The organism is Mesorhizobium sp. M0029 (genome assembly GCF_040323735.1).
Lineage (GTDB): Bacteria > Pseudomonadota > Alphaproteobacteria > Rhizobiales > Rhizobiaceae > Mesorhizobium.
In genome coordinates this window covers 45,906-71,642 of sequence record NZ_JAMYVF010000011.1, presented here as the reverse complement: position 1 = coordinate 71,642, position 25,737 = coordinate 45,906, and the positions used below count along the sequence as shown (strand labels likewise).

Genomic DNA, 25,737 nt, shown 5'->3' with positions numbered 1-25,737 from the left:
TCATTCGTGCCGGGGAATGACCCATTTTCAGGTTCGCTGCCGCCGCATTTTGACACGACATTCGGAACCGTTGAGTGCCAGATCCGTTTCACCCCCCGGACGGGTTGATGGCGCTCAGGACAAACAAGCCTACGTGTCTTGTGGCTTAAGGAGTAAACAACAATGCAAACCAATCTCAAATTCGCGCCGCTCGCGGTTGCGCTCGGGCTCTTCGCCCTCAGCGGTACCGCTTTTGCTGCCGATGTCGTCTCGGAAGAACCCCCGGCACCGGCCCCGATCGCCGAGCTCCCCGTCGCTTCCTGGGCCGGCCCGTATGCCGGTCTCAGCGCCGGCTACGGCTTCAGCGGTCATGCCAAAGTCCACGACGGCGGCCCCGACATCAAGACCAAGGGCTTTGTCGGCGGCGTTTTCGGCGGCTATCAGTGGCAGCAGGAAAACTTCGTGTACGGTGCTGAAGCCGATCTCGGCTACAACGGCGTCAAGGGTGACAGCGGCGGCGTCAATTCCAAGGGCGGCTTCGAAGGCTCGCTGCGCGCCCGTCTGGGTTACGCCGTGACCCCGGAAATCCTGCTCTACGGCACCGGCGGCGGCGCCCTGAAGAACCAGAAGGTCTCGACCCCCTTGGGTAGCGACAGCAACACCATGCTCGGCTGGACGGCCGGCGTCGGCACCGACATCAAGATCACCGACAATGTGTTCGGCCGTGTCGAGTACCGCTACACCGACTTCGGTTCCAAGAGCTTCGACAGTGTCGGCACCAAGGTCAAAGAGAGCGACAACCGCGTCACCTTCGGCGTCGGTATGAAGTTCTAACTGTCGTTCAAGCCACGACACAAGAAAGCCGGGCCTCGCGCCCGGCTTTTTTTGTTTCGCCCGTCAGGCCGGCACAGCCACCTTCAGCCCCGGAAACTTCTCATCGAAACGCGCTGCCCAGCGGGTCAGGCGGCCCCGGCCCTTTTCCCATTTGCCGGCGAAGCGCAGAGAGAGGTAGCCGAGGCAGGCACGCAACGCCAACTGGCCAAGCGTGATCTTCTTCGGCAGCTTCGGCGGATTGGCGTTGAGGAAATCGAGTGCGGCGGTGATCTTGGTCCACTGGCGATCGAGCCAGGGTTGATAGACCATCTCCTCCGGACGCGTGCGCCGCTCATAGACCATCGACAGCGCGCAGTCGCATATGCCGTCGGCCAGCGCCTCCAGCACTTCGGCCTCGAGGCGCTTGTCGGCATTGCGCGGCAACAACAGGCTCTTCGAAGCGCGGTTGAGATGCTGGGTGATGGCGCGGCTGTCGTGGATCGAGCGGCCGTCGTCGAGCACCAGCACCGGAATCTTGCCGAGAGGATTGGCTGACATCAGTTCAGCAGGCTTGTCCTCGGTCTTGACCGGCACGAGCTCGACGGCAATGCCGGCATGGAGTGCTGCCATGCGCACCTTGGAACTGTAGGGGGATGAGGACGCGTAGAGCAGCTTCGGCATGATCGGTTCCCTGTTTTCGGACGGCCAGTGCATGTCGCTCAAAAATGCGATTCCGGTCTTGAGAACGACGCGCGTAAAACAAAGGTCTAGAGCGCGTCGCCTGAACCCCATCGAATGCGACCGCCTTAGTGTTGGCCGATCTTCCCTGAGGGAGCAACTGCCAGAAGGGCAAAACCAGGCGGCCAATCCGCCGACAATGAAATCGCCATGCATGTCTCACAGAAGTGGCGTCAATTTCGAGAGAACGACATGCATCAAAACAAGACCTAAATCACAACAAAAAAGCTCCCGGGAATCTGCCAGTCGGCAAAGTTCCCGGGAGCTTTGAGATGGACCGCTGTTACTTCTTCTTGGCGGCTGGCTTTTTGGCCGGTGCAGCCTTCTTCACAGCTGCCGTCGACTTGGCGGCGGCGGCCTTCATCGGAGCCTTGGCGGCGGGTTTTGCCGCTGCCTTGGCTGCCGGCTTCTTGGCGGCGGGCTTGGCTGCTGCCTTCGCAGCAGGCTTCGCCACAGCCTTGGCGGCCGGCTTCTTGGCGGCGGGTTTCGCTGCTGCCTTGGCGGCGGGTTTTGCTACTGCCTTAGCTGCCGGCTTTGCCGCTGCCTTGGCAGCCGGCTTTGCCGCTGCCTTCGGTGCTGCCTTCTTTACTGCTGCAGGTTTCGCGGCTGCTTTCGGTGCCGCTTTCTTTGCCGGCGCTTTCGCCGCCGGCGCCTTCGTCGTGGTCTTTGCCATGCGATGCCCCTTGCGTTTGTGCCGATGGCCGTGAGTGACCCGGCGAGCTAATGCATATCTGACTCGTGCGTATCTAGCCAGCGAAGCATTACATAGAATTTTGCAGATTAAGTTTCGGTTACGCTGAGAGCATGGTCGCAATGATCGGCACAGAAATCGGCAAAGAATCTTCCCGCTTCGCAGCGAACTATTGCGAGAGAAATCTCTGATATCGCGACTCACACGATCTTCTCGTCAAGCTCACATTCTCTTGCAACGCCGTCGATCTCACGCGGTCATCGGCGGCCTATCGGATGGCAACAATCATCGCACCGCAGAGGCTGATCTTGCTTCATCCCCACGGTTGCAGGAACAGCACTAAACTAAACGCGAGCTTTTTACTCGTATATCGAAAGTGGTTGGATGGAAGCCAGGAAAGACAGCACTTGAAGGGACAGCCTGTTGTGTCGGACGTTTCCCAGACGAGAAGGGAGATCGCCAGCTTCGGCGCAAGAGATGCCTAACGGAAATGGGAAACGAAGATCGGGGAATCCTCCTTCCCAGGAAGCCGCGATCCCTTGGAAGCCAAGGGGTGCAGGCCCCTAAGCGCCAACCCGCTCGCGCACCTGTGGCCGGCGCGAAGGCTCGGCGTGGTGGAGGTGGGCGGCAAACGTATCCCACGGCGGCGCAATGCCGATCTGCATCAGGATCCGCCCGATCTCGCCGCGGTGATAGCCGCCATGCGTGACGACATGTGTCAGCATTTCCTGGCGTGACATCATCGCCCTGTCGCCGTCGGTGAAGGTGAAAGGCACAGGCTCTGACATGAGCTTTGGCGAGACGGCTTCGATATAGTCGAGATACCAACGATCCATCGCAGCGACATCAGCGCTCAATTCATCGAGTGCCGGTGTGTCCTCGGTGTTGTCGGACGCATAGCCATGACGCGTGCCGGAAAGATGCGCGGCGAATATCTTCGATACGACAAGGTTGTGGTTGATGAGACGGGTCGCCGTGTGGCGCTGATCGACATGCTCCTGCTGGTCGAGGCCCGCAAGCTTCTGCAGCAATTCACCATTCGCCCAGGCTTGATAAACGAAGAGGCTGCGGAGCAAATCCAGCGCGTCCATGGTTTGTATCCTTTGCAAAAAATGTGAGTATATTATCTATATTCTTGGCTGCTGGAGCAGACATGTCTACTCGCATTGCAAAGCCGCGCTCACGCATGCGCAAGCAGCCGCGCCAGGCGCGTTCGAGAGCGACGGTCGAGGCGATCATCGAAGCCGGTGCTCATGTTCTAAGCGCGCTCGGCTGGGCCGGCTTCACCACCAACAAGGTGGCCGATGCGGCCGGCGTCAGCATCGGCTCGCTCTATCAATATTTTCCCGACAAGCTGTCGCTGGTCGAAGCAATTCGCCGGCGACATTTCGATCAGGTGCTGTCGGTGATCGCCGAATCAGCAGAAGGCGACAAGCCGCTCAAGCGATTCGCGCAGGAGCTGGTGCGCGGCATGATCGATGCGCACAGCATCCATCCGACGCTGCATCAGGTGCTGCTCGACGAGGCGCCGGGCGATCGCGGCTCACGCGCCGCCCATGCCTCGTTCCAGTCGCGCTATCTGGATCACTACACGGCGGCGGTGGCGCAATATCGCAGGCGCAGAAAGGACAATGAGACCGTGGCCCGGGTGCTGTCCTCAGCGGTCGAGGGCGTCATCCACAATGCCGCGCGGCGAGACATGCTCGACGCGCCGGAACTGCAGAAGCAGTTGGTCGAGCTGATCTGCGCTTACGTATCTGGTGGGGTGAGGCAGCGGCAGCAGTTCGGAGATTGGCGAATCCGGAGCGACATCAGATCTCCCCCTTGCGGGGAGATGGCAGGTTCAACGGCGGTTCTTATCCGACCTTAGCGCAGGACGCGGCAGCGGCCGTTGTAGACCATCCAGCGGTCGAAGCCCGAGACGCAGAATTCGACATTGTCGCCGATCGAGGCAAAACCCTGGCCTTCCTCGATCAAGTACCAGATGGTGCGGGCGCGGCCATCGGAAAGGCTGACGGTGGCGCCGCAATAGCGGCGGCCGATCGGCCATTCTTCGCTGGCCGGGAGATAGCGATGCTGGTGGATGCGTTGAAAATCGGTGATCGAAACATCCGGCAGATGCGGCACGTGATGCACCTGGTAGGAGAAGCGGCTGGAGATCTTGCTTAGCACCCATGCCTCGCCGCAAACGCCGCTGTCCTCGTCGGAATAGACGGAAAGGTCGGCGGCCTGTGCTGGCTGGCCAAGGGGTGCGGCCAGCGGCGTGCAAAGCGAAATCAGGGCAGCAAGAGCGGATTTGGCAAAGCGAGTCATGGCAGCCTCTCAAAGGTCGACTGCGCCCACTTTGCGGATTCGGCGGCGCGCGGTCAAGCGGTCGCGCTGACGATGGTTTCCCGCTCCGCAACCGGTTTTGCCGGTGCGAAGCTGTGAAACCACGTTCTGAGCCTTTGAAAAAGCTCGCCTTGCCCATTTAGGAAGCGGCCTGCCATGGCCGGCGGGGCGCCGAAACCCGGTTCAGCTTTGCTTGGCGTCGCCCTGCGGTACGGCGGCCGGGTCCATCCACATCGCTTCCCAGACGTGGCCGTCAGGATCGGCCAGGCTGCGATTGTACATGAAGCCATAGTCCTGCTGGGCGTTGATGTCGGCGGCGCCGCCATTTTTAGCCGCCGCCTCATTCATCGCATCGACCGCCGCGCGGCTGTCGCAGGACACGGCAAGCATAACCTCGCTCGAGGTGGCCGGTGGGATGGGGCGATCGGTGAACTGACGCCATTTGGCATGGGTGAGCAGCATGACGTTGATCGTTTCGCTCAGCACCATGCAGGCTGCGGTGTCGTCGGTGAAGTGCGGGTTGTTGTCGAAGCCGAGGGCTTTGTAGAATGCCATCGACGCAGCGAGATCGGCGACGGGCAGGTTGACGAAGATCATGCGGGGCATAGGGTCTCCTTGACAGTACACACTTGAAACCGGACCGGCGTTTCGCCGGACCATCCTCCGATGCCTTCTCTCAACGCACCGGTTTTGCTTTGCCGCGCACCCTCTCGGTCTGCGCCTTCTGCATCGCTTCGACCTCTTGATAAGCCGAGCAAAAACTGCATCTCGGCCGCCGAATATTCTCCAGCAATGCGGCGCCCGCCTCGAGGATCGGATGGTAGCAGCGCCGGACGAGTTCCTCGGTCTTCTTGCCCGCCGCGACCATGACCTTGCGCCTGTCATCGGGATCCGGCTGACGGCTGACGAAGCCGCGCTTTTCCAGCCGGTCGATCAACGTCGTGACCGCCGCCGGCGTGAGATTTGTCTCCCTCGCTACGAGGTTTGCCGGCCCCGCCGGCCGTGATTGATCGCACCGAGACAGCGGCGCTCGGCAGCGCTCAGCACATAGATTTCGGCGACGGTCCCATCGAACGTTTCGACGGCATCCTGCCAGCGCGACATCGCGAAGCCTATCGCGTTGACCAGTTCCTCTTCTGTCGATCTTGGCATTCGATTCGAAATCTAATAATTAGATATCTATCTATCTGATTCTGGGATTAGCGTCAACGCCGAGCCGATTAGATGTGCATCTCCATGGTTTCGGTTCGTTGAACACAGCTGAGCATTCGCGGATGGCGCCACCGTCAAAACCTCTAGCGACTTTGTGTCTTTGCCGCGGGCGCCGCCCGCTGCGAAGCGTCGCTACTCCCCGGCCAGCCATTCCAGCGACCAGTGCGCCGGCTTTTCGACCGCCAGCAATCTGTGCAGGACCGGCAGCACGATGCGCAGTTCGCGCTCCAGCGTGAAGGGCGGGTTGACCACCACCATGCCGCTGCCGTCGAGGCTTGGTTCACGCGATGCCGGCCGGATCTCGAACTCGATGTCGAGCAACTTTGGGACGCCGGATTGCTTGAGCGCCTTGCGGAAGGCGATGATCGCTTTGCGATCCTTGATCGGATACCACAGCGCGTAGATGCCACCCGGCCAGCGCCTGTGCGCTTTCTGCATGCCGTCGACCAGGCGGTCGAATTCGCCGGCTTCCTCGAACGGCGGATCGATCAGCACCAGGCCGCGCTTTTCCTTTGGCGGCAGATGCGCGCCAAGCGCCAGCCAGCCGTCGAGTTCGATCACCCTTGTCTGGAAATCGCCGGCAAACAGCGTCTTCAGCCTGGCGGCATCTGCGCCGTGCAGTTCGATCGCCGACAACCGGTCCTGCTTTCGCATGAGGTGCCTGGCGATCAATGGCGAGCCCGGATATTTCTTCACCCCGCCATCGGGATTGAGCGAACGCACCGCTTCAAGATAGGGGGCAAGCAGCGCAGCCGCCGATTTTTCGATCGGGGCGTGGATGAGGCGGCCGATGCCGCCTTGCCATTCGCCGGTCTTTTGCGCTTCCGCCGACGAAAGATCGTAGCGGCCAATGCCGGCATGAGTGTCGACGACACGGAACGCCTTGTCCTTCTGCTTCAGATAGTCGAGCAGAAGGCTGAGCACGACATGCTTGACGACGTCGGCGAAATTGCCGGCGTGATAGGCGTGACGGTAGTTCATGCCGCGCTCATGTCGAGGAGCCTCTGCCCCAACGCGGCGGTGGCGGCTTCGAGTTCGGGTTCTCCGGCCGGCGACCGCCGAAAGCCAGAGTAAGCAGGAAGCCGATCAGGCCGACGGCCATCAGCCCATAGCCAACCGGCCGTGCGCGTTGATCGATCTCACCGGCCCCGGAGCGCAGTATCAGATCCACTGCGCGTATCGGGATATCGTCGGCGTCGCCCGGGCCGGCGGTGAAGAGATAGGCGCCGGGACTGACGGTTTCGATCACGCCGGCCTCGTCGCGAAAGATCTTGTCGGGCAGTTGCGGGCTGACCTGGCGCGGATTGTCGGCGTGGTTGAATTGCAGCGTCGAGGCAAGCACCGTGCGCCCGGCTGTGGCGGCAGTCAGCGTCAGCACGGTGCGCTGCTGCGAGACAATGCGCTCGGCCTTTGCCGTCAGGTCGACCAGCACTCTGACCGGCGCGTCGCCAGCTTTCAGCGTCACCGTCACAGGCCTAAACCGTCCCTGGTCGTAGACGCGCCAGGCGCCGATCTCGTGGCCGGAGAAATTGCTCATGGCCCAGGGATACACGAAGCCAATGGCGGCGCCAGCAAGCAGTATCAGGACAAACAGAAAGCGCATTGAGGAGATCCGGGTGTTCGACAGATTGCCAATAACGCCCTGAAGGCCAAAAAGCGATGGCTGACGCAGCGGAGCCACCTTTGTGGAGTGCGTTGGCGGCACGCAAGCCATGTGGCACTTATGGCGAATGAAGCCTTCCGCAGAAGCATCGACTCGTCTTTTCCAACCGATGCCGGTGGCTCATGCCCAATAACACCGTGCTGATCACCGGTGCCCGCGCGCCGGTGGCGCTGCACCTGGCGCGGCTGCTGCATGGCGCCGGTCGCCGGGTGATCCTGGCCGACACCCCGGCCCGGCCGATCGCCGCAGCGAGCACGGCCTGCGCCGCCTACCATCGCCTGCCGCCGCCGCGCTTTGCCGCCGACGCCTATGCCAAGGCGGTCGAAGCGCTTGTCCGCGCGGAAGGCATCGAACTCGTTATCCCGACCTGCGAGGAAGTCTTTTATCTCGGTCGTCTCTGGCAGCACCGCGCCATGCCGGCCCGCCTCTTCGCACCCGAGATGGCGATGCTCGCCCGCGTTCACGACAAGCATGCCTTCATCCGGCTGGCGCAGAGCCTTGGGCTCGACGTGCCGGAAACGATACTGCTGCAAAGCGAGGCCGATCTCGACGGCGTTCGTGGCCAATCGCGCGAATTGGTGTTCAAACCTGTGTGGTCGCGTTTTGCCCGTGACGTACTGCTGCGGCCATCGCCGGACGAACTCGACGCCGTCCGCCCCTCGCCCGCCGCTCCTTGGGTGGCGCAGCGCTACATCGCCGGTGAAGAGATCAGCGCCTATGCGTTGGCGATCGAGGGTGAACTCAAAGCGCTGGCGCTCTACAGTTCGCTCTATCGCGCCGGCAAGGGCGCCGGCATCTGTTTCGAGTCGGTCGAGGATATCGCGGCGCGGCGCTTCGTCGAAACCTTCGTCGCCGGCGCCGGCTGGACCGGCCAGATATCCTTCGACCTGATGCGCGAGAACAACGGCAGGGTGCTGCCACTGGAGTGCAATCCGCGCGCCGTGAGCGGCCTGCACTTCTTTCGCGATCCGCGGCGCTTCGCCGACGCGGTCCTGGAGGATGGCGCCGAGGTGAAGCCCGACGGGACGGCGCCGCAGACGGTGAGGCTGGCGATGTGGATCTACGGGATGCCGGCGGCACTGCGCTCCGGTGGTCTCGGCAGCTTTCGCCAGGCGATGCACGATGCCGATGAGCTGCTCGACTGGCCGGGCGACCCCGCGCCGAAGCGGGCGCAGTGGCGCACGCTGGCCGAGATCGCCGGCACAGCACTGCGCCAGCGCATCAGCCTGCAGGCTGCGTCGACGCGCGATATCGAGTGGAATGGGCCGGAGCAGGACTGAATAGAGCGCTTTCCTACAGCTCGATCTGGTACACCCTCGGCTCTGCCGCCGTCGGTGGCATCTTGCCGTCGATGATCGCCGCTATGTCGCGGCGCAGGAAATCCAGCGGGCCGATCGCCGGCTGAACCTGCGGCCACATACGGGCGTTGGCGCTGGCCGATTTCAGCACACGGCGATCCTGCTGCAGGGCAAAGGCAAAGAGCGGCCGGAAAGCAAGCGCCTTGAGTTCGCCGAACAGGCCCTGTCGCGGGCCGATCAGCCAGCCGACGCCTTCGACGGTCCGTTCGTCCGCCTGACGCAAATGGAAAGTGGTCGCCAGCGCCAAGCCGCCCTTGCCCCAATATTCGAGTTCGACGATGCCGGGATGGCGGTAGCGGCCGATGGTCCTGGCGCGCTCGCCTTCCAGCAGCCGGCTGACCAGCCCCTGTTGGCGGTCCTCGCCGGTGTAGCAGCTTTCGACCCAACCCTTGCCGCCGGTCACCTCGACGCGCACGAGATGGCGCTTTGCGGTCAGGCCGCGCAGCACACCCTTGTGGGTGAAGTGGGTGTGAGTGGCGTCGAGAATGTTCTCGGCGGCGTCGAGCACCGTCGATCGCGCCGAGCTTCGCACCCGCTTCACGACGACATCCTTGCCTTGCATGCAATGGAGATAGGGCTCGCCCTCAGGCGTGCCTGCCGAGACGAAGACGACGCCGTCGCGCTCGATCGTGCTGTAGCGGCGGATACGGTAATGCGGGACGTCGCCGACATGGCCGGGAATGGCGGTGCAGCGCCCTTCCCCATTGTAGCGCCAGCCATGATAGGGACATTCGATCTCGCCACCGACGACCTTGCCGGTCGAGAGTTCGACCAGGCGGTGAGCGCAGCGGTCGAAGAGGGCTGCAATCCCCTGCGCCGAGCGGAATAGCACCAGCGGCGTGCCATCGAACAGGATGCGCTTCGGCTTGCCTTTGATATCGACTGACCGCACTACCGCCTGCCAATAGTCTTTGTCTTTTTGCTGCTGGGCTTCGCTCAAAGTTCAAATCTCCTGAGCAGAGGGATGCCGATCTTCGCGAGCACAAATTCCATGATACGCACTGCAGCGCGCTGGCGGCGCCGAAGATGGCCGGCATAGACGGCGTTGTACTCCACCGTTGCCACGGCGCCGCGCAAGCGTTTGAAGGCGGCGGCACCGGCGCTCATGTTGAAGAACAGGCCGTGCGCCATCGCATGGTCCTGTGCGATCGCCATCATCATGCGGTAGAGCCCTTCGCTCACTGGAAGACTTGTGTCGTAGCCAACGATTGGCTGCGTCAAGGTCCTGCCGTTCTGAGACAAAGCGGCGACGGCGACCAGTTCACCGCCGGGACGACGCAGGCCTGCCAGTTGCAGGATGCCGCGACGGTGCGTCTCGCCGATATAGCGGGCGGTGTAGTGCGGGTTGAGTGGCGTGTATTTGTCGAGATAGAGCATCCGGTAGAGCGCTTCGGCGCGCGCATAGTCGGCCTCGGTGAAGTCGCCATTGCCGACCCACTCGAACGGCGTCGTGCGCAGCCGCTTGCGGTCGCGCTTCATGTCGTTGGTCATAGCCGAACCGCGGCCGGCGAAGATGTAGATTTGCCGCGCCGCCAGCATTCGAAAACCCTCTGCCTTCAGCGCTGCGATTGTCGAGGGATCGGCGATCTCGTTCAGGGAGCGGATGAGAACAGCGCGATCGGGAAAACGCGCCGTGAGATCGTCGCGGATCGCAGCGACCGCGTTGCGATCGAGCAGCGGCACCGGATTGGTCGAATAGAGCCAGTTGTTGACCTGAACCTGATGGTCGAGGCCGCTCATCCTGACCAGCGGCGCGCACAGGCCAATCAACATGCGGATCGCTCTTTGCAGCATGGGCGACGAGACGAAATTGCGGGTCTCGTCGATGGCGTAGTCGATATAGGCGCTGGACGGGCAGCAGATATAGCAGTTCGGCGCCTCGCTTCTGTCGTTCAGCGTCAGTGGAAAGAAGCGGCCAGCGATCTCGAAGGCCTCGACGGCGACCGTCAGATTTCGCACGAGGTCGCGCACCGGCACCTCGTTAAAAAGCTGAACGAAGGCTTCGACCTCACGCGGGTTGTTTTCTACCCGGTTCGTCTGATCGAGTGGCAACATAGCGAGCCGGTTCATGATGCCGCTCCCAGGTGGCATTCGACCCGACGCAGTTTGCGGCCGGTCTCCAACGGCAGGTCCCTGCGAACAAGGCTGACCGAAGCTGTCGCCTGGCGCGCCGCCAGCAAATTGCGCACGGCCTGATGGGCGGCGGTGGCGGCTTCGTCGGCAAGCCCGGGGGCCAGGCTAAGTTCGATTGCATCTTCAGCGGTCTGGACCAGGCGAAAATCGTCAATGCGCCGGTCGGCCTTGAGCAACACATTGCGTAGTATGTCGGGCGTGACGAGGAGCTGCCCGTGCGGCGAGGCGAGCCGGAAAGCGTCGTCCATGCGGCCGACGATCTCGTCCAGCGTGCGCAGCGGCGAGCCGCAGCGGCATGGCTTTTCGGACAGCCGCAGCAGATCGTTCATCCGGTAGCGCGCCATGATCTGGGTCCGGCGGCGAAAGGCGGTGATCAGCGGCATGACCAGGCCGTCGCCGGCCGGTTCGAACTCGAAGAACACCGAATCCTCGGCCAGATGCAGCCCGCCCTGGCGGCAGGTGACGGCGAACAGCCCTTCCGTCGCCATGTAGATCTGGTCGAGCTGACGACCAAAGAATGCCTCGATAACCGGCCGGTCAACCGGGTCGAGCGTTTCGGCGGCGCTGAAGACACGCTGCGGCTTGAGCCGAAAGCCCTCGGCCGCGAAGTGCCGCAGTATCTTCGGTGGCGCGATGATCACCGTCGGCGCGAAATCTTCGAGAGCGCCGCGCCAGCTCTCCGGACCGCGCGTCAGATCGAAGAAGCGCAGGTCGATACGCCGCGATTTGCGCGCGCTGTCGTAGAGCCCGGTGTTCTGCGGCAGGATCACCGCAACGCGCTGCCGGCGCCAGAGCAGATCGGGCACGGCTTTGGCCAGGATGGTGCCCAGCCAGCGGTATTTTTCCGCTTCGGAAATGATGAACAGGCCACGATTGCCCGACGTGCCGGTGCTGGCGCCGACTGTCAGTTCGCCAATGCGGCCATCGCCGGCCTGCGCCTTCCAGGCCTCGGCGGCCGAGCCGCCATGAATGTTGAAGCGCTCGAAATTGCCCATCACCGTCGCCTTGTCGATCACCTGGAGGTCGCCGAGGTGACGTGGCGCCTTGCCGTAGAACGGCGCGCGCGGCAGGTCGCGGTCGAGAAAGCGGCGCAAGGCTTGCGCCTGCCAGCGCTCGAAACTCTCGCGGCTTTTGCGCGAAACCCATTGCGTCAGCGCAAACGAGCGGATCGCTTCGGCCGGCCCGTTCATGCGCCCCGTCCGGCAAGATCATACGCCGTCAACGCCGGATCATGGCAAAGCACTACCTCGCCGCCGGACGCCATAAACCGGCGCAGCGTTGCGCTGGTCGGCTCAAGCGCCGTGGCGTCCTCGGCCAGCAGAGTAGCCGGCAGACCGGGCGTCCGGTTTTCCACCAATGCTCTGATCAGCCATTGCGCATCGACGGCGTAGAGCAGTGGCCGCTCCAGATTGGGGAACAAAAGGCCGAACTGGCCATCGGCATGGCCGGGCAGATCGACTGCGACGACGCTGCCGTCGCCGAACAGATCGGCGCCGCCTGGCACGCCGCCGCGAGGTTCGATCCGCCGCTTCGACGACAGCACGTCGAGCCGGCTCTCGAAATCGGGCGGGAACAGTTCCTTGAAAAGGCCGTGGCGCAGATTCTGCAGGGAAGTCTTGGCCTTCGCCCGCGCCCAGGCGGTGTCATTGGCGATAAGCCGAGCGTTGGGAAACAGCGACAGGCCCGACATGTGGTCGGCATGGAAATGCGTGACGATGACGGTGCGCACATCCTGCAAAGACAGGCCGAAGCGCGCCAGTACCGCGAGCGGCTGCTCGGCTTCGTTGAGCTGAGGCCGGAGGATCGCACTGTAAAGACGCAGCGCCGTGCTGCGCCCACTGCCTTGTGTCACATGCGGCGTGTAGCCGGTGTCGATCAGGACGGGGCCGGCTCGCGGATGCATGATCAGGCCGTAGCGGACACGTAGCCTGACCTTCGCCCAGCTGCCGCCGCGCAGGATCAGGCGCTCAGCTGCGCTGACAGAGGCGCTGTTGGCGAAGACGATCTTCACGCTGCCCTCCTGCTTTCCATCGCCTTGCCGAATGTGCGATCGAGCCCTTCCTCGAACGACACTTTCGGCGCCCAGCCGAGGATGCGGCCTGCCTTGGAAAGATCGAGGCTCTGCGCATAGGCGAACAGGCCAAGACCGTAGCGCGTCACCGGCGGTTCCGGGCGGCCGGGCAATATGTTCGCTACCGCCTCCGCTATCCCGGCCGTCAGCATGGCGGGCCAGAGCGGCATTCTGCGCCAGCGCGGCTGCACGAGGGCGCGGGCGCAGGCCGCCTCGGCAATGCGGCGGACCGGCACCACTTCGCCGCCGGAGATGTTGAATATCTGTCCCTCGGCAGCGCTCCCGGCGGACAGCGCGGCAAAGACCGCATCGACGACATCCTCTATATAAGTGAGATCGATGCGCGCCCTGCCGTCGCGAAACAGCGGCAGCGGGCGCTGCCGTGCCACCTGCAGCAGACGCGGCAGCAGCGTGCGATCGCCGGGACCGTAGAGGCCGCGCGGCCGCAGCACCACCGGGCCGGTTTCGGGCGCCGCCAGAACGATCTCCTCGCCCTGCCGCTTGGTGCGGGCATAGTGGTTGACTGGAGGCGGCAAGGCCGCATCTTCGCTGACATCGAGCTGATCGCGGTAGGCGAAACAGACCGTCGGGCTGGAGATATGGACGAAGCGGCGCACGCCTTGCCCGCGCGCGAAATCGCTGAGGTTGCGGGTAGCTGTGACATTTGCCGTCTGGAAACCCGCCAACCTGCCGAAGGGCGCGGAAAGTGCCGCGCAGTGGATGATCGCATCGACGCCGTCGAGAGCGCGCGCGGCAGCTGCATCGAATGGTTGAGACAAATCCAGCCGAACGACCCGATGACCAGCGGCTTCGAGCGCGGCGCAGCGTTTGGCGTCCCTGCCAAGACCCAGCGCCGGTGTGCCCACTGCCGCCAGCCGCGCCATAATATGCGCGCCGAGGAAGCCGCTGGCGCCGGTGACGAGGACGCGTCCCACGGTCATGCTTCCAGCGCCATGCCGCCGAACGACACGCCGGCCGAGGTGCCGAGGAACAGCACCTTGGCGCCCGGCCCAATGCGTTGTTCGCGGCGTGCGACATCGAGCGCAAACGGGATGGAAGCGGCGATCTGATTGCCGTAGCGCGCCGCGATGTCGACGAGCTTTTCCCTGGCGAAGCCGGTCTGGCGCGCCATGTGGGCGAGCGCCAAAGGGCTCGCCTGATGCGGCACGACGAGGTCGACATCGTCGTGCCGCCAGCCGGCGCGATCGAGCAACTCCGCTACAAAGCCGTTGAAATGGCGTGACGTGACGCGAAACAGTTCCTTACCCTCCATGTGGAACAGGCTGTGGCGGGCGAATTCCTCAGGCTCACGATGAAAGTCGAACCGGGTGCCGCCGGAGCCGATGCTGCAGGCCTCATAGGCGGAAGGGTAGGTGCGCATCAGGTTGGCCGCGACTCGACCCTCGGCAGGGGCTGCCTGTTGCAGCACGGCGGCCGCCGCGCCATCGCCGAAGAGGGCCGCAATTTCCGGCTGGTCCTGCCACGGCAGCGCGCGCGAGGCGATTTCAGACGAGAACACCAGCGCCGTCCGGCATTGCCCGGCCTCGATCAGGCGCGACGCGGTCTCGAAGGCTGTGAGGAAGCCCAGGCAGGTGCTGTTGACGTCGAAAGCGGCCGCCGACCCATCGGCAAGGCCGAGGCGCTGCATGACCAGCGGCGCCGTCGACGGCAACGGCTGGTAAGGCACGCCGCAACCGCCGATGACCAGATCGACACTGCCTGCCTCAAGTTCGGCATCGGCAAGCGCCAGACGGGCTGCGGCACAAGCAAGGTCGACCTGCGATTCGGCGTCGCAGACATAGCGTTCGATGACGCCGGTCGCGGCCTCGAAATGTCCATCGCCAAACCCCAGCCGCGCATCGAGGGCGCGCGACGTCACGCATCGAGCCGGCACGGCCCGCCCGGTTCCGATGATCCTGATCCGCATTCTCAGCCCGCCCAATGAGCCTGCATCCAGTCAATCCATAAAACGGATCCAATGTGATGGCCATCATCAAGACGAATGCGTGGGAACTATGGAGCCTTCAGTGGATTGCGGCTAGAATCTCTCGCAAGTATAAAGACCCGTACGGGGGCGATTATGGCCAGATCTTTTTTCCGCTTTATTTCTTCAATTTTTGGCGCGTCCGACGCCAGACAGGAAGGAAAAGCCGAGGCCAACAGAGCCAATACAGGGGGCTTGATCAGAGCCGAATGGCCCCATGACTATCAGTTCCTCTTTATCGAACCACCTGCGAACGAAGTCGCGGAAGCGTTGGACGGCTGGAAGTGGATCGGACTGGATGGCCTTGAACCAGCTGCGGTGTCAGCTTTCGGCGACATATTTTTCCGTGCCGGCGACGGGTCGGTTCGTCATCTCGATATGCTCGACGGGAAATTGACCAGAATTGCGGGTCATTGGGCGGAATTTCAGGCCGACTTGCAGAATGAAGCGCGCCGCGACGAGTTGCTGCTGGCGGGCCTTGTCGTTGCCGCCCGAAAGAACGGACTGATTCCGGCAGCCGGCCAATGCTATGATTTCAAGAAGCCGCCGGTGCTTGGCGGCGAAATGAGTCTGCGAGAGATGGAAACGACGTTTTTCGTTGTGAAGGTGCATATCGCCGGCCAAATCCATCGGCAGGTGAAAGATCTCCCGCAGGGCGCGAAGATAAACAAGGTTACGATCAGCGACCGATAACGCGACTTACGCCTTGCGCTCCCAGCGACGGTCGGGCGTCTGCTGCCAGTAGGTGACAGCGTGGCCCGCTTCTTTCAACACCTTCCAATGCGTCCGCGCCCCTTCGACCTGGGCCGCGTCATGGCCGTCGAACAGGAACACGGCGCGTTCGTAGCCGGCGAGATCGGCGGGTGCGGCGCCATCGACGAGGAAGCGTATCTGCGCCTGGTTGGGGTTGGCGTCGCTCGTGGTGAGCAGGATTGGCTGTTCGGCCGGATGGGCTTCACGGTCGGTCGCGTGCGCGAGGAACGAATCGTCCCTGAATGTCCACAGATGCAGGTCGAGCGCATCGCGCCGCTCCTCGGTCCCTGTCTGCACCACGGCGCGCCAGCCGCGATCGACGCTGCGCTCGAGCAGGCCGGGAAGCGCATCCTCCAGCGTCGATTCGGTCAGGTGGTAGAACAGGACATCGGCCATTCCCTGCCTTATCCCTCGTAATTGTCGCGCACCAGCCGGTCGAGCAGCCTGACGCCGAAACCCGAGCCCCAGGACTGGTTGATCTCGCTCGGCGGAGAGCCCATCGCGGTGCCGGCGATGTCGAGATGCGCCCACGGCGTTTCCTTGACGAAGCGCTGCAGGAACTGCGCGGCGATGATGGCGCCGCCATAGCGGCCGCCGATGTTCTTCATGTCGGCGTTCTTGGAATCGATCAGCTTGTCGTATTCGGGCCCAAGCGGCATGCGCCACAGCCGCTCCTGACTCGCCTGGCCGGCCGCCGTCAACCTGTCCGAAAGTTCGTCATTGTTGGAGAACAGGCCGGCATAATGCTGGCCGAGCGCGACCATGATGGCGCCGGTCAGCGTCGCCAGATTGACCATGAATTTCGGCTGGAAGCGGTCGTTGCAATACCACAGCGCGTCGGCCAGAACGAGGCGTCCTTCGGCATCGGTGTTGAGCACCTCGATGGTCTGACCCGACATCGAGGTGACGATGTCGCCGGGGCGCTGGGCATGGCCGTCGACGGCATTTTCCACCAGCCCGACGATGCCGACGACATTGGCCTTGGCCTTTCGCGCGGCCAGCGCCTGGATGAGCCCGATGACGGCCGCGGCACCGCCCATGTCGCCCTTCATGTCTTCCATGCCGGAGGCCGGCTTCATAGAATTGCCGCCGGTGTCGAAGGTGACGCCCTTGCCGACGAAGGCGACCGGTGCGTCCTTGGCCTTGCCGCCCTTCCATTGCATGACAGCCATCCGGGCGCCGCGCGGCGAACCCTGCGCGACACCGAGGAGCGAGCCCATGCCGAGCTTCTTCATTTCCTTCTCGGTGAGGATCTCGACCTCGACGCCGAGCGCTTCCAGTTCCTTGGCGCGGGCGGCGAATTCGATCGGGCCGAGCGTATTGGCCGGTTCGTTGACAAGGTCGCGCGCCAGAAGCACGCCGTCGATGACCGCAACCTCGTCGGCGAAGGCCTTTTTCGCCGCGGCAGGATCGGCGGTGTGGATGGTCACCTTGACCGGTTTCTTCGGCTCGGCATCGTCCTTGTCTTTCCTGGTCTTGTATTTGTCGAAGGAGTAGCTGCGAAGAATGATGCCGGCGGCAAGGTTCGCCGCTTGCCTGCCGCCAATCTTTGCGCCCGGCACATCGAGGATGACGGCCACCTCCGCTGCCTTGCGCAGGGACGCGGCGATGGTGCCGCCAAGCTTCAGCCAGGCAAAGTCATCGAGGCCGGCGACCTTGCCGGCGCCGACCGCCACCAGTCGGTCGAGCGATGTTCCCTGCGGCGCCAGCACTTCGACGACACCGGCGAATTTTCCGGAAAACTCCGCCACCGGAAACGCCCGCGCCAGCGTTCCTGAGGGGTCGCAGGCCTTTGCCGGTTCGCCAAGACCACCATCGTCGGCCGCCAGCACGATGATGCTGCCCTTTTTGGGTGCGGCAAATTTGGCGAAGGCGATCAATGGTCTCAAAGTCATCAGGTCCTGCTTTCGGGAAACGGCTCAGATTTTCAGGAAAAATGCATTCTCAGGGAAGATGCGCGACATTTGGTCGTTTTCCTTGATTTGGCAAGACTTTGCCGGAATCAGGGCTCATATGCGCAGCGGAATCGATAACGATTCGTCGCGGCACGGCTCCGCTTTCCTGCCGCAACCTTTTGTTAACCATTGATGTTCTCCCTTTCTTATTCATTGCCGCCGACACTCCGGCCTGCGGAACGGGCGATGTGGGACGGAGAATCGGATCGAACCGCCTGAAAGAAATGGCCAAACGCACCCAGTTGTACAGCCGCAGCCGGACGACTACCTTGTCGGCGGGCATGATGCCGTTCGGCAAATCGAGAAAAGCCTTACATGAAGGTCGTTGAACGCTACATCATGCGTCGCGCACTGGCGGTGTTTCTCGCTGCGCTGATCTGGACGCTGGCCATTGTCTGGACGACGCAGGTGCTTGCCCGCATCGACCTGGTCACCGACAGTGGCCAATCGGCGCTCACTTTTTTCGAGGTCGCGGGCCTCATCATCCCCACCATCATCCCGATCGTGGTGCCATTCGCCCTGGTGGTGGCGGTGGCCCAGACGCTCAGCGTCATGAACTCCGATTCGGAATTGGCCGTCATCAACGCCGCCGGCGCCTCGCGCTGGACGATTGTGCGGCCGGTCCTGCTGATCGCGCTGGCGGCCAGCGTCTTTTCCTTCGCGGTCGACAATGGCGTCGAACCCTATGCCAGGCAGAAGAACCGCCAGCTGATAGCATCCTCGCGCGCCGATCTCTTGTCGCTGATCATCCAGGAAGGCACGTTCCGCAAGATCGACGACGGGCTGTTCCTGCAGATAGGCGAGCGGCTGCCGGACAACCGGCTCGGCGGCATCTTCGTGGCCGATTCGCGCGAGGAAGGCGCCAATCTGATCTATTATGCCAAGAGCGGCAGCGTCGTCGAAAAGGGTGACGAGAAGGTGCTGATGATGAATGACGGCGTCATTCATCGCAAGACGCTGACCGGCGACCTGTCGGTCATTCGCTTCACGTCCTACGCCTTCGACCTTTCCGCCTTCATGTCGGCGGCGAACGATATCATGCTCCTGCCCAAGGACCGAACGACGCAATACCTGCTCAACCCGGATCCGAACGACAAGATCTTCCAGCGCAGGCCCGGCGCCTACAAGGCCGAGCTCGACCAGCGCTTTTCCGAATGGTCCTATTCGCTGGTGTTCGCGCTGATCGCGCTGGCCGTGGCAGGCGATGCGCGCTCACACCGCGAGGCGCGCATCCACCCGCTGATCACAGCCATCGCCATTGCGCTGTTCGTGCGCTGGCTGGGCTTCTTTGCCGCCGGCAAGGCCGACAAGATCCCGCAATACGCCTATATGGTCTATGGCGTGCCGGTCATCGCCTCGGCGGTCGCCATCTGGTTCATCGTCACCTCGCGAAGCATGGAACTGCCCGGCAGCTGGGCCGACTGGATGACGAATTTCGCCGGCCGCGTCAGCGATGGCTGGACGGCGCTCAAGCTGCGCCTCAATCGGCGCTACACATCCGGCCAGGGAGCCTGACGATGGGCTGGACCCTGGGCCGCTACTTCTTCTTTCGCTACGTGTCGATCACGATCTGGTTCTTCATCGGCCTTCTGGCGCTGGTGTTCCTGATCGACTTCACCGAGCTGTCCGACCGCATCACCGGCCTGCCGGGCTTCACCTACGGCACGGCGGTCGCCATCTCGGCGCTGAGGATGCCGATGATCATGCTGCAGACGGTGCCGTTCGTCGGCCTGTTCTCGGCGATGGCGACGCTGGTCTCGCTCAACCGAAAATACGAGCTGGTGATTGCGCGCTCGGCCGGAGTGTCGGCCTGGCAGTTTCTGTTGCCCTGCTGCATCGGTGCGCTGTTATTCGGCATATTGTCGGTCGGCGTGCTCAATCCGATCGCCGCGCATGGCTTCTCATGGTCGGAGCAGATGGAAAACCAGCTGCGATCCGGCAATTCGAACGCGGTGGCGGCCGATGCCACGCCGTGGATCCGCCAGAAAACCAACTCCGGCGATACCATCATCGGCGCCCGCGCCATCCTGAACCAGGGCCTGGAAATGGCCGACACCGTGTTCTTCGTCCTCGATCCGCAGGGCAATATCGTCGAGCGCAAGGACGCCGCCCGGGCCTTTCTGCGCGACGGCTACTGGGAATTGCAGGACGTCAAGGTGTTCAAGGACGGCAACATCCGTTCCGAAACGACCGACCAGTTGCCGACCAACCTCAAGCCGGAATTCGTGCAGGAACGGCTGGCGCGCCCCGAAACCATCCCGTTTTACGACCTTCCCGGCAAGATTGAGGTTGCCCGCTCCTTCGGCCTCAAGGCAAATGCCTTCGCCATGCAGTTCGATTCGCTGGTGGCGTTACCGTTCCTGCTTGTGGCCATGACGCTGATTGCGGCAACAGTTTCAATGCGATTTGCGAGGATGGGGCAGTCGGCAACGATGATTCTGGGTGGCGTCCTCGCCGGCTTTCTGCTTTATGTCGTTTCGGTATTGGTCAAGGCATTCGGCGTTGCGGGATTCGTGCCCACAGCCGTGGCTGCATGGGTTCCGGTTGTCGTGGCTATGTTCTTTGGGGTGACATTCCTGCTATACAAGGAAGACGGCTAGTGAGGGAGGCGGCTTTGCGCAGCCATAGGCAGGCCGGTTTGGCGCGCCTCTATTCGGCGAGCGCCTTGGCATGCCTGCTCGCCTGCGGCGTGCTGACGGGCCCTGCGCTGGCGCAGGACGTTACCGACGTGGCAACGAAGGTTCCCTCCGGCTCCCAGATGCTGCTGGCGGCCGACACGCTCGTCTATAACAACGACAACCAGACGGTCACCGCCATCGGCGGCGTCCAGATCGACTATGGCGGCAACAAGCTCGTCGCCCAGCGCGTCGTCTATGATCGAAACACCAAGCGGCTGGTTGCCAGCGGCAATGTCGAGATCGTCAACAGCGACGGCACCAAGATCAACTCGCAGCATATCGATATTACCGACGATTTCGCTGACGGTTTCGTCAATGCGCTGCGCGTCGAAACGCCCGAAAAAGCCTATTTCGCCGCCGAAAGCGCCGAGCGCATGGGCGGCGTGCTGACAACGTTCCACAACGGCGTCTATACGGCCTGCGAGCCTTGCGAAGACAAGCCGGACAAGGCGCCGACCTGGCGGATCAAAGCCAGGAAGATCATCTGGAACGGCGAAAAGAAAACGGTTCGCTTCGAGAACGCGAATTTCGAATTATTCGGTTTCCCGCTGGCTTATCTGCCGGCGTTCGAGATCGCCGACCCGACGGTCAAGCGCAAAAGCGGCTTCCTGATCCCCAGCATCGGCTACAACAATCGTCTCGGCGTCGGCGTCAAAGTCCCCTACTACTTCGCTTTGTCGCCGACCTACGACCTCACCGTTACCGGCAGCGGCTACACCAAGCAGGGTTTCCTCGGCGAGGCCGAGTGGCGCCAGCGCTTCAACAATGGCCAATACACGCTGAAGCTTGCCGGAATCAACCAGCAGGACCCTGGCGCTTTCCGTGATTTCGCGGCTTTCCCCGGCGGCTACAATGTCAATTCGGGGCCAGCAGGCGATCCGAACAAGTTCCGCGGCATGATGGGCACCAAGGGCCAGTTCGCCATCAATCCGCGCTGGGACTTCGGCTGGGATATCCTGCTTCAGACCGACAAGAATTTTTCGCGTACCTATACGATCGAAGGCTACAACGACGCCGTGCATCAATCGTCGGTCTACCTGACCGGCCTAAACGACCGCAATTATTTCGATGTGCGCGCCATGCGCTTCCAGGTTCAGGAGAACACACCGGACGGCAACGTCGCATCGCGCAGCGACAAGCAGCCCTGGGTGTTGCCGTCGCTCGACTACGCCTACATCCCCGACATGTCGGTGGCCGGCGGCCAGCTGTCGTTCAACGTCAATGCGCGCATCATCCGCCGCGACGATCTCGACCAGGCCTATTTTACCCCCTATGTGCCGGGCTCAGGCGTCCAGCGCGTGCGCGGCATCGAGGGCGAATCCGGTCGCCTCACCGCCGAGGCCGAATGGAAGCGTACCTTCACCACAGACGGCGGATTGCAGTTGACGCCCCTTCTGGCTCTGCAGGGCGACGTCGACTATCTCAACGCTTCTTCGGCTTCGCTGACTGCGGTAAACCAGATGGCAACGAATGTCGGTGCCGCCGACGACATGCGGTCTTCCTTCGCCCGGTACATGGCGACCGCCGGACTTGAAATGCGCTGGCCGGTGCTGTTCTCGATGACCGGCTCCAGCCATATCGTCGAGCCGATGGCGCAGGTCTTCATGCGCCCGAATGAGCAGTATGTCGGCGGGCTCGCCGTTCCCAACGAGGATGCACAGAGCTTCGTCTTCGACGCCACGACCCTGTTCGAGCGCGACAAGTTCTCCGGCTACGACCGCGTCGAAGGCGGCAGCCGCGCCAATGTCGGGTTCCGCTATTCCGGCGCCTACGACAGTGGCTGGGGCACCAACGCGATCTTCGGCCAATCCTACCAGTTGGGCGGGCGCAACTCGTTCGATTCACCGGATCTGGTCAATGCGGGCGCCGATTCCGGCTTGGAGACTTCGACCTCCGACTATGTCGGCCTTGTCGGCTTCAGCAGCCCGAGCGGCTTCTCCGGTTCGCTCAGCGGCCGCTTCGACGAGCAGACCTTCGAAGTTCGCCGTGCCGAGGTGAAGGCCGCCTATTCCGGGCTGCCGGTTTCGCTGAGCGCCAAATACGCCTTCATCCAGGCGCAGCCGCTCTATGGTTTCACCACCGACCGCCACGAAGTCACGCTCGGCGCCTCGACACACCTGGCCGAAAACTGGCGCGTCTTCGGCACCGGCACCTACGACCTGCAACAAAGCGTGCTGGTCAAGGACGGCGTCGGCTTTGCCTACAATGATTCCTGCTTCACCTACCTGATGACGTACTCGGAATCACGCGACATCAACACCAAGGAAGTGTCGCAGAATGTCGGCTTCAACCTGTCGTTCCGCACGCTCGGCGATTTCGGCTCGTCCCAAAGCTCGATCGACTCCATCCAGTAGAGCCGGCTGACGACATCGTTTTGCCGCATAAAGCGGGCACGGATTTCGCCAATATCGGGCTGGAATCGGCCAAAACCGGGCTAGAATGGGATGCTTTCGATGAGGAAATACCTGTTTTCGGCAGGATTCGCGCTCCTGTTCGCGGCGACCTCGGTCTCTGTCACCACGATGGTACCGCCGGCCTTCGCCAGTGAAATCAAGTATGTCGTCAACAACATGCCGATCACCACCGGCGACATCGCGCACCGGGCTGCCTTCCTGAAACTGCAGCGCAAGAAGGGTGACGCGGGTCAGGAAATGATCGACCAGACGCTGCGTATGGCGGAGGCCAGGCGTCTCGGCATCCGCATCTCCGACGCCCAGGTAGAGGCTGCCTATCAGCGCTTTGCCTCGAGCAACAAGATGCAGCTCAAGCAGCTCGACGGTGTCATGGCGCAGTCCGGCGTGACCAAGGAGCATTTCAAGGAATTCATCCGCTCCCAGATGGCGTGGAACCAGGCGCTGAGCGCACGCTACGGCGGCGGCGGCGGGGAGGTGAGCGAACAGGATCTGGTCAAGCGCATGCTCGAAAAAGGCGGCGCCAAGCCAAGCGCCACCGAGTACATGCTGCAGCAGGTGATCTTCGTGGTGCCGAAGGCCGAGCGCAGTGCCACACTCGCCAAACGCAAGCGCGAGGCCGAAGCCATGCGAGCCCGCTTCAATGGCTGCAACACCACGCGTGAATTCGCCAAGGGCCTGATCGACGTCACCGTTCGCGACCTCCCCCGATTGCTGGCGCCACAACTGCCGCCGGACTGGGCCGAGCAGATCAAGGCCACCAAGCTGGGCGGCGCCACGGCCGTGCGCGAGACCGATCGCGGCATTGAATTCATCGGCATCTGCTCGTCGCGCGAGGTTTCCGACGACAAGGCGGCCCAGATGGTGTTCCAGAGCGAAGGCAGCGACAAGAACGCCGACGAGCTCTCGGCCAAATATGTCGAAGAGCTGAAGGCGAAAGCCAAGATCGTTACGCGCTGAACCGGCCCAGCCGTGCGTGAGACAGAGCTTCCGCTGGCGCTGAGCGTCGGCGATCCATCCGGCGTCGGTCCGGAAATCGCCATTGCCGCGTGGCAGAGCGCCCGCGGTTCCGGTGCCGCGCCCTTCTATCTTCTCGCCGATCCGGCGCTGATTGCCGCGCGGGCGCGCCGGCTCGGCGCGGCGGTGGCAATCGCCGAGACGGTGCCGGCCCAAGCAGCTGGTGTCTTTCAACACGCCTTGCCCGTGGTGCCGCTGGCGGCCCACTTCACCGACGATCCCGGCCGGCCCGACCCGGCCAATGCCGCCGGCATCATCGAGGCCATCGATCGCGCCGTCGCCGACTGCCTTGCCGGTCACGCGGCCGCGGTCGTCACCTGTCCGATCGCGAAGAAGCCGCTTTACGATGCCGGCTTCGGCTTTCCCGGTCACACCGAATATCTGGCGCATCTGGCCTCGCTCCACACCGGCGGCACGGCGACGCCGGTGATGCTGATCGCCGGCCCCGAATTGCGCACCGTTCCTGTCACCATCCACATCGCGCTGGCCGAGGTGCCGAAGACGCTGACGACGGAGCTGATCGTTGCCATCGCGCGCATCACCGCCGGCGATCTTGCACGCCGTTTCGGCATCGCCAGGCCGAGGCTCGCGCTTGCCGGCCTCAATCCGCATGCCGGCGAAAGCGGCGCCATGGGGACAGAGGACGAGCGCATCATTCGTCCTGCGGTCGACATGTTGCGGGCGCAAGGCATCGATGCCTTCGGGCCGCTGCCGGCCGATACGATGTTTCATGCGCGCGCCCGCGCCGGCTACGACGTGGCGGTCTGCATGTACCATGACCAGGCGTTGATCCCGGCCAAGGCGCTGGCCTTCGACGAGGCCGTCAACGTCACGCTTGGCCTGCCGTTCATCCGCACCTCGCCCGATCACGGCACAGCCTTCGACATCGCCGGCAAGGGCATCGCACGTCCCGACAGCCTGATCGCGGCGCTGAAGCTGGCCCGCCGGCTGGCCGATACCGGCGCAAAGCCCGCAGCTGCATGAGCCAAAAATCATGAGCCCAAATCATGAGCCCAAAATTCATGAGCATTGACGGGCTGCCGCCGCTGCGCGAGGTGATCGAGCGCCATGGACTGCAGGCAAAGAAGGCGCTTGGCCAGAATTTCCTGCTCGACCTCAATTTGACCGGCAAGATCGCGCGGGTCGCCGGCGACCTCAGCGACAGCACGGTGATCGAGGTCGGCCCCGGCCCCGGCGGGCTGACCAGGGCGCTGCTCTCTGCCGGTGCCCGTCGCGTCGTCGCCATCGAGCGCGACGAACGCTGCCTGGCGGCCTTGGCCGAGGTCTCCAACCACTATCCGGGCCGGCTCGAGGTGATCAGCGGCGACGCGCTGAAGACGGATTTTGCCGCTCTTGCCAATGCCGCGTCACAAGGCGGTGGCCCGGTGAGGATTGCCGCCAACCTGCCCTACAATATCGGCACCGAGCTGTTGATCCGTTGGCTGACCATGGCGGACTGGCCGCCCTTCTATCAATCGATGACGCTGATGTTCCAGCGCGAGGTGGCCGAGCGCATTGTCGCCGGTGCCGGCGGCGATGCTTATGGCCGGCTCGGCGTGCTGGCGGGCTGGCGGACCGAGGCGAGGATCGCCTTCGACGTGCCGCCTCAAGCGTTCACGCCGCCCCCCAAGGTAACGTCCTCGGTGGTGCATCTGGTGCCGCGCGCCAACCCTTTGTCAACCGACGTGAAAAAACTCGGCCGCGTCACCGAAGCCGCTTTCGGCCAGCGCCGGAAGATGCTGCGGCAGAGCGTGAAGAGCCTGGGTGGCGAGGCACTGCTGACGCGCGCCGGCATCGATCCGACCCGGCGTGCGGAGACGCTCAGCGTCGAGGAATTCGTGCGGCTGACAAACGCGGTTTGACCGGCGGCGCTGGCGCGGCCGTGGACCCAAATCGCATCCTGTGTGACAGCGACGACAAGCAGCATATAGCGGCATGCAGTTGCCGGTG

At 63.2% G+C, this 25,737-nt stretch carries 28 protein-coding genes; 10 read left to right on the top strand and 18 right to left on the bottom strand.

Annotated elements, in window-relative coordinates; translation table 11 throughout:
• The first annotated feature begins 162 nt into the window (after window positions 1–162).
• Window positions 163–813 carry an outer membrane protein gene (locus NKJ76_RS18975; RefSeq protein ID WP_352538094.1) on the top strand — a complete coding sequence of 217 codons (651 nt, stop codon included), beginning with the start codon at window positions 163–165 and terminating at the stop codon, window positions 811–813.
• 63 nt (window positions 814–876) lie between these two features.
• On the opposite strand, the gene NKJ76_RS18970 is transcribed toward NKJ76_RS18975, so the two are convergent.
• The 3 genes from NKJ76_RS18970 to NKJ76_RS18960 all read right to left on the bottom strand — a co-directional run bounded on the left by NKJ76_RS18970 (window position 877) and on the right by NKJ76_RS18960 (window position 3,312).
• Entirely contained in the window at window positions 877–1,473 is a 597-nt protein-coding gene (locus NKJ76_RS18970) for a glutathione S-transferase family protein (protein ID WP_023689091.1), read from the bottom strand.
• Window positions 1,474–1,813: 340 nt separating this feature from the next.
• Entirely contained in the window at window positions 1,814–2,203 is a 390-nt protein-coding gene (locus NKJ76_RS18965; RefSeq protein ID WP_023673454.1) for a hypothetical protein, read from the bottom strand.
• A 581-nt stretch (window positions 2,204–2,784) separates the two neighbouring features.
• Window positions 2,785–3,312: a DinB family protein gene (locus tag NKJ76_RS18960; RefSeq protein WP_352538093.1), complete on the bottom strand. Its 528-nt coding sequence runs from the start codon at window positions 3,310–3,312 to the stop codon at window positions 2,785–2,787.
• Window positions 3,313–3,374: 62 nt separating this feature from the next.
• Here NKJ76_RS18960 and NKJ76_RS18955 point away from each other — a divergent pair, with 62 nt between their 5' ends.
• Window positions 3,375–4,091 (top strand): TetR/AcrR family transcriptional regulator, encoded by a 717-nt coding sequence (locus tag NKJ76_RS18955; RefSeq protein WP_352538092.1) that lies wholly within the window; start codon window positions 3,375–3,377, stop codon window positions 4,089–4,091.
• On the opposite strand, the gene NKJ76_RS18950 is transcribed toward NKJ76_RS18955, so the two are convergent.
• From NKJ76_RS18950 to NKJ76_RS18925, 6 genes are all read right to left on the bottom strand, one after another.
• Window positions 4,088–4,534: a hypothetical protein gene (locus NKJ76_RS18950; protein WP_023673457.1), complete on the bottom strand. Its 447-nt coding sequence runs from the start codon at window positions 4,532–4,534 to the stop codon at window positions 4,088–4,090. The genes NKJ76_RS18955 and NKJ76_RS18950 overlap by 4 nt on opposite strands.
• A 201-nt stretch (window positions 4,535–4,735) precedes the next feature.
• The gene (locus NKJ76_RS18945; protein ID WP_352538091.1) at window positions 4,736–5,158 is read right to left on the bottom strand and encodes a VOC family protein; all 423 of its coding nucleotides are present in this window, start codon (window positions 5,156–5,158) and stop codon (window positions 4,736–4,738) included.
• Between the two features lie 70 nt (window positions 5,159–5,228).
• Window positions 5,229–5,576 (bottom strand): MarR family transcriptional regulator, encoded by a 348-nt coding sequence (locus tag NKJ76_RS18940; protein WP_196813743.1) that lies wholly within the window; start codon window positions 5,574–5,576, stop codon window positions 5,229–5,231.
• Entirely contained in the window at window positions 5,528–5,704 is a 177-nt protein-coding gene (locus tag NKJ76_RS18935; protein WP_023829025.1) for a hypothetical protein, read from the bottom strand. Before NKJ76_RS18935 ends, NKJ76_RS18940 begins: the two co-directional genes overlap by 49 nt.
• Before the next feature lie 192 nt (window positions 5,705–5,896).
• Window positions 5,897–6,745 carry a 23S rRNA (adenine(2030)-N(6))-methyltransferase RlmJ gene (locus NKJ76_RS18930; protein ID WP_023684716.1) on the bottom strand — a complete coding sequence of 283 codons (849 nt, stop codon included), beginning with the start codon at window positions 6,743–6,745 and terminating at the stop codon, window positions 5,897–5,899.
• Window positions 6,746–6,752: 7 nt separating this feature from the next.
• Window positions 6,753–7,367: a hypothetical protein gene (locus tag NKJ76_RS18925; RefSeq protein WP_023733873.1), complete on the bottom strand. Its 615-nt coding sequence runs from the start codon at window positions 7,365–7,367 to the stop codon at window positions 6,753–6,755.
• A gap of 182 nt (window positions 7,368–7,549) precedes the next feature.
• On the opposite strand from NKJ76_RS18925, the gene NKJ76_RS18920 reads away from it, so the two are divergent.
• Window positions 7,550–8,707 (top strand): ATP-grasp domain-containing protein, encoded by a 1,158-nt coding sequence (locus NKJ76_RS18920; RefSeq protein WP_352538090.1) that lies wholly within the window; start codon window positions 7,550–7,552, stop codon window positions 8,705–8,707.
• Between the two features lie 13 nt (window positions 8,708–8,720).
• Here the strand turns inward: NKJ76_RS18920 and NKJ76_RS18915 are convergent, their stop codons facing one another.
• From NKJ76_RS18915 to NKJ76_RS18890, 6 genes are read right to left on the bottom strand one after another with little or no spacing between them, the layout of a single operon-like run.
• Window positions 8,721–9,725 carry a Rieske 2Fe-2S domain-containing protein gene (locus tag NKJ76_RS18915; protein WP_352538089.1) on the bottom strand — a complete coding sequence of 335 codons (1,005 nt, stop codon included), beginning with the start codon at window positions 9,723–9,725 and terminating at the stop codon, window positions 8,721–8,723.
• The gene (locus NKJ76_RS18910; protein ID WP_023705347.1) at window positions 9,722–10,855 is read right to left on the bottom strand and encodes a GNAT family N-acetyltransferase; all 1,134 of its coding nucleotides are present in this window, start codon (window positions 10,853–10,855) and stop codon (window positions 9,722–9,724) included. The genes NKJ76_RS18915 and NKJ76_RS18910 overlap by 4 nt, the downstream gene beginning before the upstream one ends.
• On the bottom strand, window positions 10,852–12,108 hold the full coding sequence (locus NKJ76_RS18905; protein ID WP_023705348.1) for a F390 synthetase-related protein: 1,257 nt from the start codon (window positions 12,106–12,108) through the stop codon (window positions 10,852–10,854). Before NKJ76_RS18905 ends, NKJ76_RS18910 begins: the two co-directional genes overlap by 4 nt.
• Window positions 12,105–12,929: an MBL fold metallo-hydrolase gene (locus NKJ76_RS18900; protein ID WP_023705349.1), complete on the bottom strand. Its 825-nt coding sequence runs from the start codon at window positions 12,927–12,929 to the stop codon at window positions 12,105–12,107. Before NKJ76_RS18900 ends, NKJ76_RS18905 begins: the two co-directional genes overlap by 4 nt.
• The gene (locus tag NKJ76_RS18895; protein WP_031196565.1) at window positions 12,926–13,930 is read right to left on the bottom strand and encodes an NAD-dependent epimerase/dehydratase family protein; all 1,005 of its coding nucleotides are present in this window, start codon (window positions 13,928–13,930) and stop codon (window positions 12,926–12,928) included. The genes NKJ76_RS18900 and NKJ76_RS18895 overlap by 4 nt, the downstream gene beginning before the upstream one ends.
• Entirely contained in the window at window positions 13,927–14,868 is a 942-nt protein-coding gene (locus NKJ76_RS18890) for a 3-oxoacyl-[acyl-carrier-protein] synthase III C-terminal domain-containing protein (protein ID WP_245261185.1), read from the bottom strand. The genes NKJ76_RS18895 and NKJ76_RS18890 overlap by 4 nt, the downstream gene beginning before the upstream one ends.
• 201 nt (window positions 14,869–15,069) lie before the next feature.
• Here NKJ76_RS18890 and NKJ76_RS18885 point away from each other — a divergent pair, with 201 nt between their 5' ends.
• Window positions 15,070–15,666 carry a T6SS immunity protein Tdi1 domain-containing protein gene (locus NKJ76_RS18885; RefSeq protein WP_023685696.1) on the top strand — a complete coding sequence of 199 codons (597 nt, stop codon included), beginning with the start codon at window positions 15,070–15,072 and terminating at the stop codon, window positions 15,664–15,666.
• Window positions 15,667–15,672: 6 nt separating this feature from the next.
• On the opposite strand, the gene NKJ76_RS18880 is transcribed toward NKJ76_RS18885, so the two are convergent.
• The 3 genes from NKJ76_RS18880 to NKJ76_RS18870 are packed head-to-tail and all read right to left on the bottom strand — an operon-like array spanning window position 15,673 to window position 17,964.
• Window positions 15,673–16,122 carry a DNA polymerase III subunit chi gene (locus NKJ76_RS18880; protein WP_023672739.1) on the bottom strand — a complete coding sequence of 150 codons (450 nt, stop codon included), beginning with the start codon at window positions 16,120–16,122 and terminating at the stop codon, window positions 15,673–15,675.
• Window positions 16,123–16,130: 8 nt separating this feature from the next.
• The gene (locus NKJ76_RS18875; protein ID WP_023695590.1) at window positions 16,131–17,621 is read right to left on the bottom strand and encodes a leucyl aminopeptidase; all 1,491 of its coding nucleotides are present in this window, start codon (window positions 17,619–17,621) and stop codon (window positions 16,131–16,133) included.
• A gap of 49 nt (window positions 17,622–17,670) precedes the next feature.
• Window positions 17,671–17,964 carry a hypothetical protein gene (locus NKJ76_RS18870; RefSeq protein WP_155921583.1) on the bottom strand — a complete coding sequence of 98 codons (294 nt, stop codon included), beginning with the start codon at window positions 17,962–17,964 and terminating at the stop codon, window positions 17,671–17,673.
• A gap of 32 nt (window positions 17,965–17,996) precedes the next feature.
• Here NKJ76_RS18870 and lptF point away from each other — a divergent pair, with 32 nt between their 5' ends.
• The 6 genes from lptF (at window position 17,997) to rsmA (ending at window position 25,649) form a co-directional block, all read left to right on the top strand.
• Complete coding sequence (gene lptF, locus NKJ76_RS18865) at window positions 17,997–19,196, top strand: LPS export ABC transporter permease LptF (protein ID WP_023672737.1); 1,200 nt, start codon at window positions 17,997–17,999, stop codon at window positions 19,194–19,196.
• Between the two features lie 2 nt (window positions 19,197–19,198).
• Window positions 19,199–20,281 carry an LPS export ABC transporter permease LptG gene (gene lptG / locus NKJ76_RS18860; RefSeq protein WP_352538088.1) on the top strand — a complete coding sequence of 361 codons (1,083 nt, stop codon included), beginning with the start codon at window positions 19,199–19,201 and terminating at the stop codon, window positions 20,279–20,281.
• Window positions 20,281–22,713 (top strand): LPS-assembly protein LptD, encoded by a 2,433-nt coding sequence (locus NKJ76_RS18855; protein WP_352538087.1) that lies wholly within the window; start codon window positions 20,281–20,283, stop codon window positions 22,711–22,713. The genes lptG and NKJ76_RS18855 overlap by 1 nt, the downstream gene beginning before the upstream one ends.
• Window positions 22,714–22,803: 90 nt before the next feature.
• The gene (locus tag NKJ76_RS18850; RefSeq protein WP_023705354.1) at window positions 22,804–23,730 is read left to right on the top strand and encodes a peptidylprolyl isomerase; all 927 of its coding nucleotides are present in this window, start codon (window positions 22,804–22,806) and stop codon (window positions 23,728–23,730) included.
• A gap of 12 nt (window positions 23,731–23,742) precedes the next feature.
• Complete coding sequence (pdxA, locus tag NKJ76_RS18845) at window positions 23,743–24,771, top strand: 4-hydroxythreonine-4-phosphate dehydrogenase PdxA (protein WP_352538086.1); 1,029 nt, start codon at window positions 23,743–23,745, stop codon at window positions 24,769–24,771.
• 38 nt (window positions 24,772–24,809) lie between these two features.
• Window positions 24,810–25,649, top strand: coding sequence for a 16S rRNA (adenine(1518)-N(6)/adenine(1519)-N(6))-dimethyltransferase RsmA (gene rsmA, locus NKJ76_RS18840; RefSeq protein WP_023672732.1), 840 nt, complete (start codon window positions 24,810–24,812; stop codon window positions 25,647–25,649).
• The last annotated feature ends 88 nt before the right edge of the window (window positions 25,650–25,737 follow it).

Excerpts from the sequence above, each read along its gene's own strand:
- NKJ76_RS18930 (WP_023684716.1), bottom strand. The coding sequence starts at position 6,745 with ATGAACTACCGTCACGCCTATCACGCCGGCAATTTCGCCGACGTCGTC.
- lptG (WP_352538088.1), top strand. The coding sequence starts at position 19,199 with ATGGGCTGGACCCTGGGCCGCTACTTCTTCTTTCGCTACGTGTCGATC.
- NKJ76_RS18925 (WP_023733873.1), bottom strand. The coding sequence starts at position 7,367 with ATGCGCTTTCTGTTTGTCCTGATACTGCTTGCTGGCGCCGCCATTGGC.
- NKJ76_RS18850 (WP_023705354.1), top strand. The coding sequence starts at position 22,804 with ATGCTTTCGATGAGGAAATACCTGTTTTCGGCAGGATTCGCGCTCCTG.
- lptF (WP_023672737.1), top strand. The coding sequence starts at position 17,997 with ATGAAGGTCGTTGAACGCTACATCATGCGTCGCGCACTGGCGGTGTTT.
- NKJ76_RS18910 (WP_023705347.1), bottom strand. The coding sequence starts at position 10,855 with ATGAACCGGCTCGCTATGTTGCCACTCGATCAGACGAACCGGGTAGAA.
- NKJ76_RS18870 (WP_155921583.1), bottom strand. The coding sequence starts at position 17,964 with ATGCCCGCCGACAAGGTAGTCGTCCGGCTGCGGCTGTACAACTGGGTG.
- NKJ76_RS18920 (WP_352538090.1), top strand. The coding sequence starts at position 7,550 with ATGCCCAATAACACCGTGCTGATCACCGGTGCCCGCGCGCCGGTGGCG.
- NKJ76_RS18960 (WP_352538093.1), bottom strand. The coding sequence starts at position 3,312 with ATGGACGCGCTGGATTTGCTCCGCAGCCTCTTCGTTTATCAAGCCTGG.
- NKJ76_RS18950 (WP_023673457.1), bottom strand. The coding sequence starts at position 4,534 with ATGACTCGCTTTGCCAAATCCGCTCTTGCTGCCCTGATTTCGCTTTGC.
- NKJ76_RS18935 (WP_023829025.1), bottom strand. The coding sequence starts at position 5,704 with ATGCCAAGATCGACAGAAGAGGAACTGGTCAACGCGATAGGCTTCGCG.
- NKJ76_RS18945 (WP_352538091.1), bottom strand. The coding sequence starts at position 5,158 with ATGCCCCGCATGATCTTCGTCAACCTGCCCGTCGCCGATCTCGCTGCG.
- NKJ76_RS18955 (WP_352538092.1), top strand. The coding sequence starts at position 3,375 with ATGTCTACTCGCATTGCAAAGCCGCGCTCACGCATGCGCAAGCAGCCG.
- NKJ76_RS18970 (WP_023689091.1), bottom strand. The coding sequence starts at position 1,473 with ATGCCGAAGCTGCTCTACGCGTCCTCATCCCCCTACAGTTCCAAGGTG.
- NKJ76_RS18880 (WP_023672739.1), bottom strand. The coding sequence starts at position 16,122 with ATGGCCGATGTCCTGTTCTACCACCTGACCGAATCGACGCTGGAGGAT.
- NKJ76_RS18895 (WP_031196565.1), bottom strand. The coding sequence starts at position 13,930 with ATGACCGTGGGACGCGTCCTCGTCACCGGCGCCAGCGGCTTCCTCGGC.
- NKJ76_RS18885 (WP_023685696.1), top strand. The coding sequence starts at position 15,070 with ATGGCCAGATCTTTTTTCCGCTTTATTTCTTCAATTTTTGGCGCGTCC.
- NKJ76_RS18965 (WP_023673454.1), bottom strand. The coding sequence starts at position 2,203 with ATGGCAAAGACCACGACGAAGGCGCCGGCGGCGAAAGCGCCGGCAAAG.
- rsmA (WP_023672732.1), top strand. The coding sequence starts at position 24,810 with ATGAGCATTGACGGGCTGCCGCCGCTGCGCGAGGTGATCGAGCGCCAT.
- NKJ76_RS18975 (WP_352538094.1), top strand. The coding sequence starts at position 163 with ATGCAAACCAATCTCAAATTCGCGCCGCTCGCGGTTGCGCTCGGGCTC.
- NKJ76_RS18875 (WP_023695590.1), bottom strand. The coding sequence starts at position 17,621 with ATGACTTTGAGACCATTGATCGCCTTCGCCAAATTTGCCGCACCCAAA.
- NKJ76_RS18905 (WP_023705348.1), bottom strand. The coding sequence starts at position 12,108 with ATGAACGGGCCGGCCGAAGCGATCCGCTCGTTTGCGCTGACGCAATGG.